Raw genomic sequence first — 13862 nt, forward strand, 5'->3', positions numbered from 1 at the left:
GGCGGTCGCGGCACTGCGCGCCGACGGCCTTGTCGAGTCCGTCACCGGAGTCGGCACGATCGTCCGAACCGAGAGCACACTCCACCGTTCTGCGACCGACCGATTCGCGCGCATGCTCACCACCGGAAAGATCTACGCACCCGGTGAGTACGCCAAGATCCTGAGCGCCGACCTTGCGCCCGCACCTGCCCGAATCGCGGACCTGCTCGGAATCGACGAAGGCGCCCAGGCCATCCGCCGGCAGCGGGTCACCTACAACGAGTCCGGACCCGTAAGCGCATCGGTCAGCTGGTTCGCGGCCGATCTCGCAGAGACAGTCCCGAGCCTGCTCTCCCTTGAGCGCATCACTGGCGGCACACCTGGTGCCATCGAAAGCGCGACCGGCCGTCGTGGAGTCGAGACAACCGATGTCCACACCGCCGACCGCGCGACTGCCGAACAGGCCGACCAGCTCGGCATCGAGGTGGGAGCTCCCGTGACGATCGGCTACAACTCCCTGATCGACGCTGACGGCAACACCATCGAGGCAGGTGCCTACGTGTCAGCAGGCGGCCGTTGGACCGGCACCCGCGCCCGCATCGCATAGCACCCACACCACAACCAGCAGGGGGAACCATGCTGATCGACCCCGTACCCAACGGCCCCGTCCAAAGAGAGCCCCGCGGCTTCGTCTCCGCACCGGACCAGCAAAACCAGCTGCTCGCCGTGCTCGCCGACGCCGGGGTCGAACTGGGGGAGTACGACCACCGCATCGTCGAATGGATGACGCTCTCGCCCGGATGGGAGTGGGGCACCGTCGCCACCATCGCCTCATGGGTGAAACGAGCAGCCGACCAGACCACCACCTGAGCCAACCGACAGAAGGCCCGCCCCAGGGGAATTGGGGCGGGCCTTCGTGCTGTCCAGCATGCCGGGGGAGGGACGCCCAAAGTCCGTAATCCTCCGTGGCCTACCCCCACGCGACTGCGACGAGCGTGGGGGTGTGAAAGACGGCTGGCTGCGAGGGAGGGGTGCCCGGTGGCCCCTACGCGGCAGTCTCCCGGGCGATCACGGGGCTGGTCGCCGTACCGCCGCATCACGGATGACGGGCGCGTACGCGGCCCTGCAGAACCGGGAAGGGGCGGGCGGGGAGCAGCTGCTGCCGCGATCGGGCCGGGACCGGCGGAAGACGCCGAGGGCTTCGGTGCGGGTTTCGTGCTGACTGAGGAGCGTGTCGTTACGTCATCCCGTGCCGGGAGCCCCCGCGGCCCGGTCCGCCGGCCAAACCGACGGCAGGCGGCCCTACTCCTCCCGGACCCCCAGCGGCAAGCCGTTGAGCCCCATCCCCCAGTACAGCTGTTTCGCGACCGGAGCGTCCTCGGGCTCCCGCGACGCCGGGACGGGCGGCGGCTCGCTGACCTGTGAAGTCTCGGCAAAGTCACGTGCCTTTGTGTTGCGGTCACGTGACTTTGCTTGGAGCTCGTCACGTGACTTTGCATCGCGCTGGCGAGCCTCCTCAACAGCAGCGCTCACGGCGCGGCCGGTTCGCCGTGCCTCGTACGCACGCTGCTTGCAGCCTTTGCCGCAGTAGATCCGCGGCTTCGTTCCGAGCGACGGTGGCAACGGCTTCTTGTGGCACTGCTCGCACAGCCGCACGCCGTTCTCGTCGCGTGGTCCTGGGGAAGGGGCGTCTGTCATGGGGCGACCGTATCGGCCGCTCCACAACGTGCGCCGTACCGAGTCGCCTTGACGGCGCAGCGTCGGCCGGATCCCAGGGGGCGGTGTCGCCCGGCGCGACCGGTGCCGGCCACGACGGTGCCGTGGCGCGCCGGGTGATGCCGACCTAAGCGGGGGCCCGGGGGGCGGCGAAGCCCCCCGGCGACCGCCGGGGGTCAGCGGCTTCTTCCTGGACCTCCGGCTGCGGGTGGCCGTCGGCGTAGGTGGGCGGGCTGCTCGCCCTGGGGCCTCGGGGCCGGCGCTTTCCGGCGGCGGGTGGGCGGGTTTGCCCGGGCGGCCTCGCTGCGGGCGCGGGCCTCGGCCTTGCGCTGGTCGGCAGGCATGGTGCGGCGCAGCTCGGCCTCGTCACCGAGGAGACCGACCCGGGTCTCGGCCGTGCGGATCTGCTGGGCGAGGCGCTGGGCGCGGGCCTGCTCACTGTCACGGCGGGCCTGGCCCTCGTCCTGGTCGCCGCGCTGGGCGTCCGCCAAGAGCTGCGGCCACTCCGTACGGAGCCGGGTGGCCTCGCCTTCCGCGTTCGGCAGGCCCGAAGCCTCACGGGCCGCTCGGGCGGCGTTGGCCGCCTGGTGCCGGGCCTGGGCCGCCTGCTCCACGTACGCGTGGATAGCGGTGCTGGCGGTGGCGGCCTTCTCCTGCTCGGCCTTCTTGCTGGTGCCCTCCCGCCAGAGCTCAAGCCGTCCGCGACCCTTGAGCCGGTCGGCCTGCCGCCAGACCTGACGGGCGGCGTCCGCGGCTGTCTCTGCGTCGCGGGCCGTGGCCCGCGCCGCCACCTCGGCCTCAATGTGCGGCTGGGCCGCAGCGACCTTGGCCCGGAGCTGGTGGAGCTCGCGCACCCGGCGGCCGGTGACGGCGCCGGTCGCCAGACCGTCCCACGTACGGGCGTTGCTCTGGGCGCTCTCCATCTCGCCCTGCCAGGTGGCAACCTGACGACGGACCTTCTTGATCTCGCCGGGGATCGCGTCGGTGGCCAGCTTCCCGTACGGGCGGCGGCGCTTGTCGGTCCAGGCCGGGACCGACTCCGGCACCGGCCGCGGTTCCGCCGGCACGTCCTGCCCGGCGTGCTTCGCCCGCCACTGGGCGAGGATGCGGGCGGCCGGGTCGCTGCTGAGCGCCGGGTGGTCGCCGGGCTGTGCCGTACCGCGCTCGATCCGGCCCTGGCGCAGCATCTCGGTCGCCTGGTAGACGGCTTCGGCGGTCACGACCGGGCTGGGCGCGGCGGGAGGCTCGTCTCCGACCACGGTCTTGAGCTGGGCCCACCGCAGATCCTTGGCCACCTTGGAGGCCGACACCCACACCTGCTCGTCGGCCCCGTCCGTCCAGCCGGGCAGGGTGAAGCTGTAGCCGTTCATCCGGCCGGTGCTGGCCACGTTCGCGCGGAAGGAGACTCCGGCGTCGGCGAGGCCGGATTCGAAGGCGGCCCGGCCGAGTCCGCGGCTGGCGTCACGGACCTCGCGCACGATCCGGCGGAGCTCCTCGCGCTCGGGCGGCACGGCGGCGTCCGGGCCCCGGCGCCGGTCCGACGCCTGCAGCTCGTTGTTGCGAACCTGCGGACCCTCGGGCCGGAAGCGCTCGCGCGCGGGGACCAGGCCGTGCTCTTCCTCGAGGGCGTCGGCGCTCTCGCGGGCACGGCGGTAGTCCCACCGGTCGGTGAGCAGCTGCCCGGACCAGTCGACGCGGGACACGGTGAGGTGGATGTGGTCGTCGCCGTGGCGGACGGCGACCCACGGGGCGGTGCCGAAGCCCATGTCGGAGATGAACTTGTCGGCGATGGCGGCCCACTGGGCATCGGGCAGGATGCCGTCCTCGTCGGGCAGGGACAGCGACGCACGCCAGATCGGGGCGGTGATCTCGGGGCGGCGCCGCGCGGTGTGGTCGATTGCCCGGGCGACCTGGAGCGGGGTGCCTGTCGTGTTGCCCGCGACGATCCGGGGGTTGATGTGCTCGTCCCTCCGGCCGGGGCCGAAGTCGTAGATCAGGGCGCCGACCGCGCGTTTGCCCTTGGTGATGTTGGCGATCACTCGGGGTCCGTGGGCCGCATCGGGTCGATGCCGCGCAGGAAGAGAGCCGCGTTGCCGACCTCGAACAGCGCGGCCTCGACTGCCGGGTGCAGGTGCCCGTCCTGGTGGGTGTAGCGGACGAGCTGGTTGAGGTTCGCGCCGATCCGGCACAGCTCGTCGTACGTGTCCTGGTTGATCGGGGCGAGCGGGGCCGGTCCGCGCTCGGCACCAAGGGCGCCGCCGTCACCTTGGTCGGCGAGGACGTCCTCGACAACCGCCCGGACCCACGCACCGAGCTCGCGCCGGCCGGACTCCTGCCGGGCCGCGTCCCAGCGGATCCGCTCGGCCTCGTTCAGCCGCACCGACACCGTGTGCTCGCGCTTCGACCCCGGCGTACCCCGCGCCATCCCGCTCCTCCTGACCCTGGCCGGTCGCCAATTGGCGACCGGAGGTCAGTCGTACCACCTGCGGGCATCCGCACCGCAGCCGGTGCGACGGACGGTGCCAGAGGCCGCCCCGGCGGCCGTCGGCTCCGTCCCGCCGCGCGGCCCTTCAGGCCGCGTGGTGACCGCCCCAGCGGGGCGGTGTCCCCCGGCAAGCGCAGCGCAGCCGAGGGGCGAGGGCCGGTAAGCGAAGCGCATCGGCATACCTCGCTGCCGAGATTTTGGCGCGGGCCGGAGGGTCAGGCGACCGGCCCGCGCGTCTCGGCCTGGACGCTCCCGCATCCGGTCACCGGCCCCCTGCCGACCACCAACTCGGAGCCCCTGGGCTCCGGGTGCCGGCGCTTGCGTCGGCTGCCCCGGACGACCACTCGGCTCAGCTGGTCGCGGCGGCCAGAGCTTCGCGGCGCATGCGGTGCAGGTGGCTGAGGAAGCTCTCCGGTCCGTCGGCCGTGCGGGCGGCATCTTGGGCGGCCTGAGCGTCCTTCCGCGCGTCCCAGGCGCCGGGCGCCTGGCGGACGATCCGGTTGGCTCGGCGGTCGCGGTCGATCCGGTCGAACTCGTCGCGCCAGACCTGCATCCGGGCGGCGAGCGTCTCCCGCTCGATGCTCTGCAGGACCTCGTCGGCGGTGGGCACGGTCCCGGCCTCGAAGACGTCGGGCTCCTGGACGTCCAGTCCCCAGGTGAGACCCCAGGTCTCGATCAGGGCGCGGACGGCAATGGCGCCGCCCTTCTCGGCGGCGTGCAGCAGCGCGAGGGCACGGCCCTTCCGGCGGGCGATGTGGCGGTACCAGGTGGCGGCGGGGATCCGGGCGAGCGGAGTGCCGGCGGATGCCTCATCGGCGGCGACCGTGCCGTCGGTCCGGTCGTCCAGCTCGAAGCCCATCTCCTTGAGGAGCGCGCGCAGGCCGTTGGACCAGTACAGGGCGCGGATGCCGACGGCGGCCGCGACGAACTCTTGCCACAGCTGGACGTCGCGCGGGTCGGCGTCCTCGGCCACGGCGGCACGGGCGATCTCGAACGGGGTGCGGTGCCCGCCCTGGCCCTCCTTGATGTCCTGCCGGGTGAGCTCGGCCGCGACGCCCCAGCGGCTCTTCCCGTCCTGGCCCTTCATCAGGTAGCGGGCGAGCTTGCCGGATTCACCCCGATCGGGAGCGTCGATCTTGACGGCGACCGGCTTGCCGTCCTTCTCGCTGATCTCGATCGGCATGCGGGCCCCGGCCTTGACGAGCGCGGCGGACCAGACCTCGAAGGCGAGGTGCTGGAGCTCCTGGACCCTCCCGGAGGCCAGGGGCCGGGCCAGGAACAGCAGCACGTGATAGTGCGCGTGCCATCCGTTCGCGCCGTGCGTGACCTCCCAGGCCCGGACGAAGCCGCGGATCCCGTACGCCTTCTTCGCCTCGCGCCAGGCCCGCCCGGCGTTCTGACCGAAGCCGCGCTTCCACGCCTCGCGCTGCTTCTCCACCAGGTCCTTGAGCGGGTCCCGGTAGTAGTGGCGCATGGTGAGCGTCATCATCACCAGGCCGCAGGACTGGCACTCCCAGAACTGGCCGACCTGTTCCAGCTCGTCCTGCCGTACGCGGCGGATGCTGGTCGAGCAGCACGGGCAGACGTGGACCGAGCCGCAGGTGACGACTCCGGCGAACCCTGCCCGCCCGTTGCGGATCACGGGGGTGACGCCGCCCGCCAGGACGGAGAGGCCGCAGTCTTCAAGGCGCTGCAGGCCGGACACCGGCCGCAGTGCCTCCCGGAGGAGGAAGCTCGCGTCGCGGGCCGCCGTGTCCGTACCGGGGTCAACCTTCGTGCCCGGCTTGCCGCTGCTGAAGGCCGCGTCCCTTTTTGCCGTGCCGGTGGTCGGGTTGTCCGTTTCGCCGTTCTCGTGCAGGCCGCTGACCTGCATGTCCGTAGTTCTCGCGGTATTACCAAGGCCGCGTCCCTTTTTGGTTCCGGACGGTGCCGCCGTGGCGGTCGTGGAGGGCCGGGCAGCCAAGGCTTCGCCCTTGGCGATGGCGCGCTTCGCACGCTTCTTACATGCCTCCGAGCAGTACACACGCGGCCGTTTCCCGGGCGTGTGGGTGATTGAGGCCCCGCAGTGACACCGGGGGCCTGAGGGGCCCTCAGAGGGGCGCTCAGCGCCTCGGGCCGGAGGGGTCGAGCCGGGGGCGTCACGCGGCGCGTCATCGGTGGCGGGTGTCGCGAACGCCAAAGCGTCGCTTACGCTGGTAGGCACAGCGTTGGGTCCTGTTCTGTTCTGCTGCGAAACGGAATCGGGTTGGGACTCACGTGGCGCGGTCCAGGGATTAGGCCCCCTGGCCGCGCCATTTTTTGCTTGTGATGATCCTGGCATCAGTTGGGCCATTCGTTGCCCCCGCCCCGCCCGTGTGTTCTTGGGGCTGGTGGGATTTGATGGGTCGAAAGAAGCCCCGCCCGGCAGAAGTGCCGGCGGGGCTTCGTCGCGTCACACGGTCATCGGGTCGCCTTCAGCAGGTTGACGAACCGGTCCAGGGTGGGCCAGAGCCGTTCGCCTGCGGTGCCGTATTCGGGGGCCGCGATGGCGACGTAGGTGCCGTGGGCTACCTCGCTGTAGAGCCTGCGGCTGAGGCCGGACCACTGAACGGCCATGTCCTCGGGGCTGACCGGGCCGCCGAATACGGTGAACGGTTCGCGGTCCCAGGTGGTGACGATGACGGGCTGGTCCTGGCGGCCGTTACGTCGACGGCTGTGGTCGTTGACGCGAACGATCAGCCCCGCGTCGGTGGCGACGCCGATCAGGAGGTCGACCAGCTCGGGGGCGACGATGCCCTCGACTGCGGCGCGCTGTTCCCACACCCTGCCGTCCGGACCGGTGCTGGCCTCACCGGGCTGAGAGCACGTGGTGACGAACTTGGCGCGGCACAGGGCAGCGAGCGAGGGCACCAGGTGCGAGGTCTCCTCGTCGGGTCCGAAGCCGGGCTCATACCCGGGCTGGGAGGCGATCGTTCCCTCCAGCCACTGGGCCGTCAGTTCGCCAAGGTCCGCGAGGGTTTTCGCGGACTTCCAGAGGCGCTGGTCGTTTCGGCTCATCGTGGCGCTCATCGGGCGGCCTCCGTTTCGGTGGTGAGGGTCCAGGTCCAGGACTCGCCTTCCAGCGCGGCCAGGGCTGCGGCGTTCGCGAGGAGCGAGGCCAGGGCGGACGGCTTGGGCCGGGTGAAGCGGTGGCGGGCTACGCGGCGCAGGAGGTCGGCGAGGGCGGCGGCCTGGTCGGCGGGCACGGCCTGGTCGCCGTCGCCCGCGTGCGCCAGGAGCCGGACGAGCTGCTCGCCGTCGAAGACCGAGAGGCAGCCTTCGGCGTATCCGGCGAGCGAGGTGAGGTCGCGGATCTCGTAGTGGTCCTGGCCGAAGAAGTCGGCGCCGTGGCTGGTGACGACGTGGGTGCTCATCGGATGACCTCCAATTCGCTGGTGTGGCACAGGACCGGGCCGATGAAGAGGCTGATGCCGTTCACGGTCCAGCGGCCGCCGGTGAGCGGGCCGGGCTGGACCTCGTCGACGATCCGGCCGGTGCGTCCCTTGGCGCGGGGATCGTCCTCGCAGCTGAGGATGCGGACCTTGTCGCCTGCCTTGAAGCTCACCGCTCGGTCTCCTTCGCTGCGGTGCGGATGAGGGCCAGGACATCGGCCTCGGTGCGGCCGGGGGTGTCGTTCCAGGTGGCGTACGAGGCGGTGCAGCCGCGGCTTCGCAGTGCGTTCTGCAGCTGGTTCGCGGCGGCGGCGACGGTGGTCTCGTCGCCGATGCCGAGCCGGAACAGGACGGCCTGGGCGCCCAAGATGCAGCGGCGGCCGCTCGTGGTGCGGTGGGTGTTCTGGGCCCACCCGTAGCGCTCGATCACGAGGGCGGTCAGCTCGAGGTGTTCGGCGACGGTGACGTGCCGGGCGCCGCCGTGGCGGTGGCGGACGAGCGGGAAGCGGAGCACCCAGTCCGGCAGGAGCCGAAGCGCGCGGCCCGGGAGCTCCGGGGCGGCGGCCGCGGCTTGTGCCGGCGCGGTGCCGAGCGCTTCGGCGATCAGCTCGGCCGTGGTCTTGGTGACGAGCGGGTGGGCGGTCGTGCGGGTGCGGGCGGCGAGGTACTGCTCGATGTCGCGGACGAGCTGGGCGGCGTCGACGTCGACGGCGGGCGCGGGGAGTTCGAGAACGGTCGTCATGGCCGGGCCTCAGATCTCGGTGGCGTCGCCGGTGCCGGAGCACAGCGAGCAGGGGACGGTGGTCGTGTCGTGGATCCGGGTCTTGAGGCGGTGCACGCCCTTGCCCTTGCAGTACGGGCAGCGCGGCACCCGCTTCTTCGGCGCCCGGGCGGCGGTGGGCTTCGGCTCGGTGTCCGGCTGGTCCGGGGTGGAGGGGATCGCGTCGGTGATCTCGCGGACGGCGCCTCGGATCTGTCGCTTCGCGGACCGGATCTCCCGGCGGGCCTGGGGCTTGACGCCCCGGCGGTAGAGCAGCCGGGCGGCCTGGCGGATGTCGTCGATCACCAGGACGGGGTAGAGGGTTCCTTCGACCAGGCGGCCGTTGACCTCGGTGCGGAACGTGTCGTCGTCGGCGGCCCGGGTGCGGCCGGTGCGGGAGGCGAGCACGGCGGTGATGAGTCCGTTGGTGACGGTCATCGGCTCGAAGAGGTGGCCCGCGCGGCAGTTGACCTGAGCGGGCCAGGCCGGGACGGGGAGGCGGGTGGACGTGGCGGTCAGGTCCTGGGTGTCGCCGCACTCGGGGCAGGCGACGGGGGCGCCGTCGACGAGGAGTTCGCCGGTCAGTTGGAGCGTGGTGGCAATCACGGTGTGTGACCTCTCCTGGGCAGGACGGATGAAGGCGGGGTGACTCGGGGGTGGGCCGCGTCGCCGGGGATTCCGGCGGAAGGCCAGTGGCCCGGGGGCCATCCGTCCAGGGGCTTCTGAGGGTTGATCAGGGCTGATCAGGTCCCGTTTTCGTATCCGTTCCGGCATCCGTTCCGGGGACGGATGCATGTCTCCCGGGAACGGATGCCGGACGGTGCGCGGAACAGATCCGCGACCAGCACTTTTCGTTACTCTGCGTCGCCCTTGGGGGCGTCGACGGGGCCGCCGTGCTCGATGCGCTCGATCACAGCGGTGACGTCCTCAAGCCAGTACGACGGTGCCGTGGCGCCGTTCTTCTTGACCCGGCCGCAGCCCCAGCGGCTCATCGCCATGCCGAACGAGCGGGCCGTGAAGGGCTTGTCGCTGTCCGCGAATTCGGGGTGGGCGGCGAGGATCGCCTCGGCCAGGGCGGCCGGGGTCATCGGGCTGGACTCGCGCAGGATCTCCTCGGCCGCGACCAGCCAGATGGGGAGCTCCACCCGCTCGGCGGTGGGGTCGACGATCGCGGCGGATGTGCCGGCCGCGTCGCCGGTGAGCGTCTTGGCCTCGATGCGGAGCTGGCGGCCGCGCTCGCAGATGGTGCCCGCCTCGTACGCCTCGGCCAGGTGGCCACGGAGCATCGAGCCGACGCCGTCCTCGCGGACCAGGAGCGCCATCCCCTTGTGGGCACCGAGCTCCTCGCTGCTGGCGTCGTAGCCCTTGCCGTACGTTCCGGCTCCGAGGATGACCTCGGAGGACCGCCAGTCCATGACCTTGAGCGCGGCCCGGTAGGCGATGACGTCCCGGAGCGCCGGCGGGATGCAGTTGGCGTCCGGGCGCTGGGTGGCCAGCGCCAGGATGTAGCCGGTCGACGGGCCGACCTTCGCGATGTCGACGAGCAGCTCGATGATTTTGTCGCCGTGCTTCGGGTTCTCGATGTACCGCTGGAGTTCGTCGATCTCGATCACGGTCGGCTGCATGCCGTGCTTCTTCGCGAGGTCGGCCGTGAGCTTGTCCTCCGGGCACTCCTCGTCGGTGAGCCCGTCCAGCAGCGCGTTGCGGCGGTTCATGTCCCGCTGGACCTCCCGGAGCGCCTTGACCAGCTCCGCGCACTCCTCGGGCCCGGCACCGTTGATGTACCGGTGGGCGATCTTCTTGAAGCTCTTCCACGACCGGTCGCCCTTGCCGTTGGCGACGATGTGCCGCACGTGCGGGTCCAGGGCCAGGGCCAGGGCGATGTTCCGGATGAAGAACGTCTTGCCCTGGCGGGGGATCGCGCCGACCAGGATCGCCGCCCACATCATCGGGATCTCGACCTTGCGGCCACGGGCGTCCAGGCCGACCGGGACCAGGTCGGTCCAGATGTCGAACGACTCCCGCTTGATCAGCGGGGTGCGGACCGGGGCGCCGCCGAACGGGTCCTCGTTCGCGACCCACAGCGAGAAACGGCCTGCGTGCCCGCCATCGGACTTGGAGACGCGGACCCGCTCGATGTGGACCTGCGACTCGTCGACACCGAACGCGGACGCGATGTCCTCGCGCTTGGCGATCGCGGCGGACGCCTTCTTCCCGCCGGGCAGGTCGGCGGTCACCATCCAGGCCAGGCCCGCGTCGTTGACGATCGGCGACACGATCCGCAGGACCTCGCCACCCTCGCCGTCCTTGTTGGGCTTGGCCAAGATGCCGATCTTGCGGAACGCCTCGGTGAGGTAGGCGTCGGTCGGCACCGGCGGCGCCTCGATCTCCACCGCGGCTTCGGCCGGGGCCTTCGGGTCGGGTCCGCCGGCCACGAACGCACCGAGCCCGGCCGCCAGTCCCACGATCTCCAGGTAGCCGTACGCGGCGGCCACGATCAGGACGGTGGCGACACCGAGGCCGACGACAGCCGTCCGCGCGGACTTGACCCGGGACTTGATCGCCTTGCGGCGCTGGTCCCGCAGCGCGACGACCAGGTCGTGGCGGCGGTCGGTCTTCGCGTCGCTGATCATGTGCCCGTAGTCGGTCGCCATCAGGTAGCCGTAGGCACCGAGCCAGGTCCGGCGCAGGCCACGGCCCGTGCGGCGGGTCGCCGTCCAGGTGTAGCCGGGCGCCTTGCGCAGGCCGTGGACCTTGAACAGCCACCACGCCTGACGGCGCTTCGCACCGAGGTAGCCGAGCAGCGTCTCGCGCTTGAAGATCCAGGTCGGGAAGGCGGGGGCCGGGGGCTCCCACAGGTCGGGACCCTCGATGGCGAGCGAGCCGATCGGGGCGTGCTCGGAGTCGTCGGCGGCGGCGGCCGCCATGCGCTCCTCGACACCCTCCGGCTTGGTCAGGACGACCGTGACGGCTTCCGGGGCGGCCGGGCGGTAGGCGTCAAGGTCAACGACGGTGGCCGTGGTGGTGTTCGGGGTGGTGGGCTGCTCGGTCATGCTGGTCCTGCCTCTCCAGTGAGGTGGGGAGCCCGGCCCGGCCCTGAGAAGTGGGGCCGGGCTCCCGTGAGGGGTGGTTCAGTTGCCGGTCGGCTCGTCGCCGTCGTTCATGAACTCCTCGTACTCGGCCTGGTCAATGGCCTCGTACCGGCGGCACATCTCCTCGAAGCTCTCGTCCTCGTCCGTCATGCCGATTCCTCCTGGGTGGTGTCGTCGTCCGGGGTCTCGTCCTCGTCCTGGACCAGGTGCAGCCCGCCGCGCTGGTCGCGCTCGGCCTGCAGGAGGTCCCTCAGCTGGCGGGCCTTGGCCGCCCCGACCCGGAGCCGGAGCCGGATCTGCTCGGCACTCAGCTCGTCGTCGTCGGCCGTCGCCTCGCGTGCCTCGGTCAGCAGCTCCTCGTCGGAGCGGCGCGGCGGGCGGGAAGCGGCGGCAGCCGCGGGGACCTTGCCGGTCGCCCGACGCGGCCGGGCTCCCGTCGACTCGGCCACCGCACGGGGCCGACGCTGGGGCTTGACCAGGTCGACGACCGGCTCGGCGGCCGGAGCTTCGATCTCTGCGGCCGGGGCCGGGGCCTCGATCTCTTCGACCGGAGCGGTCTCCTCGTCGACCGGCTCTTCCACCGTCTCGTCGGCCGCCGGGAGTTCCTCGGCCACGTCCGCCGGCGCTTCTGCCGGACGGTGGTGCAGCACCTTCGCGACCAGGTCCGAGCCGAAGAAGATGGCGCCGACCGGGAGTGACGTGGCGATGAGCACCAGGGCGTAGTGGGCGGGGTCCCATGCGGCGAGCCGGATCATTCCGGCGGCCGGGTTGTGCAGCGCCGCGACCAGGCCGTGCACGTAGTTCAGGACCAGCGACGCGACCGTGTACCCGCCCAGGACCCACAGGGCGAACTTCCGGTCCTTGCCGGTCAGGATCAGCGTCGCGATGAGCGCGAGGGCCATCAGGCCGTCGACCACGAACGGGTAGAGCGTCGCGGCGTCGGCGTCGGCACCGATCGCCCTGGCGACGTCGCGCAGCGCGTTCCAGGAGACCCGGAACGCCATGACGACGACGACGACCAGCGCGACGACCAGGAGGGTCTTGGGGCTGCGAAGTGCGGTCTTCACGCGGCACCGCCCTTGCGGCCGAAGGGAAGGGTGACGCCGGACTCCGTGGTGGTGGCGTCCGCCATGGCGTCGAGCACCAGGAGCAGGACCACGACCAGGCCGACGACGATCCGGCCGCCGACCTCCGGGGAGTAGCCCAAAAGCCAGGCGACACCGGCCACGGAGAGGATGAAGCGGAGGCGGGCCAGCGCGGTCAGGACGCGCGCGGTGTGGGTGATCGGTGTCATCGCTCGATCCCCTCCGACTCGGCGCACTTGGTGCAGTCGGCCGGGCAGAGCTCGTAGACGGAGCCGACCGCCCAGCGGGTGACGATCACGGCCAGGAGCACGGCCGCGAGGACGGTGACGAGGTCCTGACGGTGGAACACGAACTGCGCGACGGCCTCGGCCGTGAGCAGCGGGATCCAGATCATCCGGAAGATCGTCGTGTCGAGGAGGAGGACGAGGTACTTCATGCCGCCACCCCCAGCGGGGCCGCAGAGTCGGCCAGCAGCGCACGGGCGGTGAGGTCGGCGAGCGCGTACTCCTCGGCCGAGTAGTCGACCGGGAGGCGGTTCGCCTCGAACCAGTCGGTCGTGTCGATCGGGGTCTCGCCGGTGCGGCGGAGTCGGTAGTGGTCGGTGATCGCGTGGCGGGCGATCGTCCTCAGCAGACCCCCGACCCGGTCGAGGTCGATCGGGCGGCCGGAGTAGTCCCGGACGAGCCGGAGGAACGTCTCCGAGACGATGTCCTCGGCCAGCTGCCAGTCGGCCCGATCGAGGCTGTGGAAGACGGTGCGGGTCAGGCGGTCGGCGTGAGCGGCGAAGACGTCCGACAGAACGGCATCGGTGCCCGTGACGATCGAGGTCTGACCTGCGGCGCTTGCGGCGGTAGTACCTTCGTACATGGGTCGTGCTCCTCTCGATGGAACGGCCCTTGCGGCCCCGGGTCTAGCCACCCGGGGTCGCGCCATTTCGCACGCCAATCACCCCGACTGAGTCGGGGCCGACCGGTGTACGCTCGGCGCTTGAGTAGATAGTGCACTAGCACACTAGGCACGTCAACAGTTACGCTGTGTGGGACGCGCTAGCGCACTAAGGATCTAGACCGAGGAGGACGCCCGCGATGGCTCCCGAGATCGACCGCACACCCCCCTATCTCCAGGTCGTGGCCAAGCTGCGGGGCCAGATCGTTGCCGGTGAACTCAAGGACGGTGACCGCGTTCCGTCCGTCCGGAAGATCGCTGAAGACTGGGGCATCAGTCAGGCGACCGCCATGAAGGCGGTCGCGGCACTGCGCGCCGACGGCCTTGTCGAGTCCGTCACCGGAGTCGGCACGATCGTCCGAACCGAGAGCACACTCCACCGTTCTGCGA

At 71.4% G+C, this 13862-nt stretch carries 17 protein-coding genes; 3 read left to right on the plus strand and 14 right to left on the minus strand.

Annotated elements, in window-relative coordinates; translation table 11 throughout:
• A partial coding sequence (locus ACIP63_RS37155; RefSeq protein WP_401525185.1) for a GntR family transcriptional regulator occupies positions 1-586 on the plus strand: 586 nt, incomplete at its 5' end.
• Positions 587-615: 29 nt separating this feature from the next.
• A complete protein-coding gene (locus tag ACIP63_RS37160) occupies positions 616-849 on the plus strand; it encodes a hypothetical protein (protein WP_401525187.1) in 234 nt (77 codons plus the stop codon).
• A 432-nt stretch (positions 850-1281) separates the two neighbouring features.
• Here the strand turns inward: ACIP63_RS37160 and ACIP63_RS37165 are convergent, their stop codons facing one another.
• From ACIP63_RS37165 to ACIP63_RS37230, 14 genes are all read right to left on the minus strand, one after another.
• Positions 1282-1677, minus strand: a complete 396-nt coding sequence (locus ACIP63_RS37165; protein WP_401525190.1) for a hypothetical protein — start codon at positions 1675-1677, stop codon at positions 1282-1284.
• Between the two features lie 194 nt (positions 1678-1871).
• A complete protein-coding gene (locus tag ACIP63_RS37170) occupies positions 1872-3734 on the minus strand; it encodes a relaxase/mobilization nuclease domain-containing protein (protein WP_401525193.1) in 1863 nt (620 codons plus the stop codon).
• Positions 3731-4120: a hypothetical protein gene (locus tag ACIP63_RS37175; protein WP_401525195.1), complete on the minus strand. Its 390-nt coding sequence runs from the start codon at positions 4118-4120 to the stop codon at positions 3731-3733. The genes ACIP63_RS37170 and ACIP63_RS37175 overlap by 4 nt, the downstream gene beginning before the upstream one ends.
• Before the next feature lie 409 nt (positions 4121-4529).
• Positions 4530-6053, minus strand: coding sequence for a protein rep (locus ACIP63_RS37180; protein ID WP_401525197.1), 1524 nt, complete (start codon positions 6051-6053; stop codon positions 4530-4532).
• Between the two features lie 566 nt (positions 6054-6619).
• Positions 6620-7228: a DUF6919 domain-containing protein gene (locus tag ACIP63_RS37185; RefSeq protein WP_401525200.1), complete on the minus strand. Its 609-nt coding sequence runs from the start codon at positions 7226-7228 to the stop codon at positions 6620-6622.
• Positions 7225-7572 carry a hypothetical protein gene (locus tag ACIP63_RS37190; protein ID WP_401525202.1) on the minus strand — a complete coding sequence of 116 codons (348 nt, stop codon included), beginning with the start codon at positions 7570-7572 and terminating at the stop codon, positions 7225-7227. The genes ACIP63_RS37185 and ACIP63_RS37190 overlap by 4 nt, the downstream gene beginning before the upstream one ends.
• Positions 7569-7763, minus strand: a complete 195-nt coding sequence (locus ACIP63_RS37195; protein WP_401525205.1) for a hypothetical protein — start codon at positions 7761-7763, stop codon at positions 7569-7571. Before ACIP63_RS37195 ends, ACIP63_RS37190 begins: the two co-directional genes overlap by 4 nt.
• Positions 7760-8332 (minus strand): hypothetical protein, encoded by a 573-nt coding sequence (locus tag ACIP63_RS37200; RefSeq protein WP_401525208.1) that lies wholly within the window; start codon positions 8330-8332, stop codon positions 7760-7762. Before ACIP63_RS37200 ends, ACIP63_RS37195 begins: the two co-directional genes overlap by 4 nt.
• 9 nt (positions 8333-8341) lie before the next feature.
• Positions 8342-8956, minus strand: a complete 615-nt coding sequence (locus ACIP63_RS37205; RefSeq protein WP_401525209.1) for a hypothetical protein — start codon at positions 8954-8956, stop codon at positions 8342-8344.
• Between the two features lie 248 nt (positions 8957-9204).
• A complete protein-coding gene (locus tag ACIP63_RS37210; RefSeq protein WP_401525212.1) occupies positions 9205-11403 on the minus strand; it encodes a hypothetical protein in 2199 nt (732 codons plus the stop codon).
• Between the two features lie 185 nt (positions 11404-11588).
• The gene (locus ACIP63_RS37215) at positions 11589-12509 is read right to left on the minus strand and encodes a DUF2637 domain-containing protein (protein WP_401525215.1); all 921 of its coding nucleotides are present in this window, start codon (positions 12507-12509) and stop codon (positions 11589-11591) included.
• Positions 12506-12736, minus strand: a complete 231-nt coding sequence (locus tag ACIP63_RS37220; RefSeq protein WP_401525217.1) for a hypothetical protein — start codon at positions 12734-12736, stop codon at positions 12506-12508. The genes ACIP63_RS37215 and ACIP63_RS37220 overlap by 4 nt, the downstream gene beginning before the upstream one ends.
• On the minus strand, positions 12733-12963 hold the full coding sequence (locus ACIP63_RS37225; RefSeq protein WP_401525219.1) for a hypothetical protein: 231 nt from the start codon (positions 12961-12963) through the stop codon (positions 12733-12735). Before ACIP63_RS37225 ends, ACIP63_RS37220 begins: the two co-directional genes overlap by 4 nt.
• Positions 12960-13394, minus strand: a complete 435-nt coding sequence (locus ACIP63_RS37230) for an RNA polymerase sigma factor (RefSeq protein WP_401525222.1) — start codon at positions 13392-13394, stop codon at positions 12960-12962. The genes ACIP63_RS37225 and ACIP63_RS37230 overlap by 4 nt, the downstream gene beginning before the upstream one ends.
• A 218-nt stretch (positions 13395-13612) precedes the next feature.
• Between ACIP63_RS37230 and ACIP63_RS37235 the strand changes: the two genes are divergently transcribed.
• A partial coding sequence (locus tag ACIP63_RS37235; protein ID WP_401525225.1) for a GntR family transcriptional regulator occupies positions 13613-13862 on the plus strand: 250 nt, incomplete at its 3' end.

Origin of the sequence: Streptomyces sp. NPDC088746, assembly GCF_044751065.1 — a bacterium.
Classification (GTDB): Bacteria; Actinomycetota; Actinomycetes; order Streptomycetales; family Streptomycetaceae; genus Streptomyces.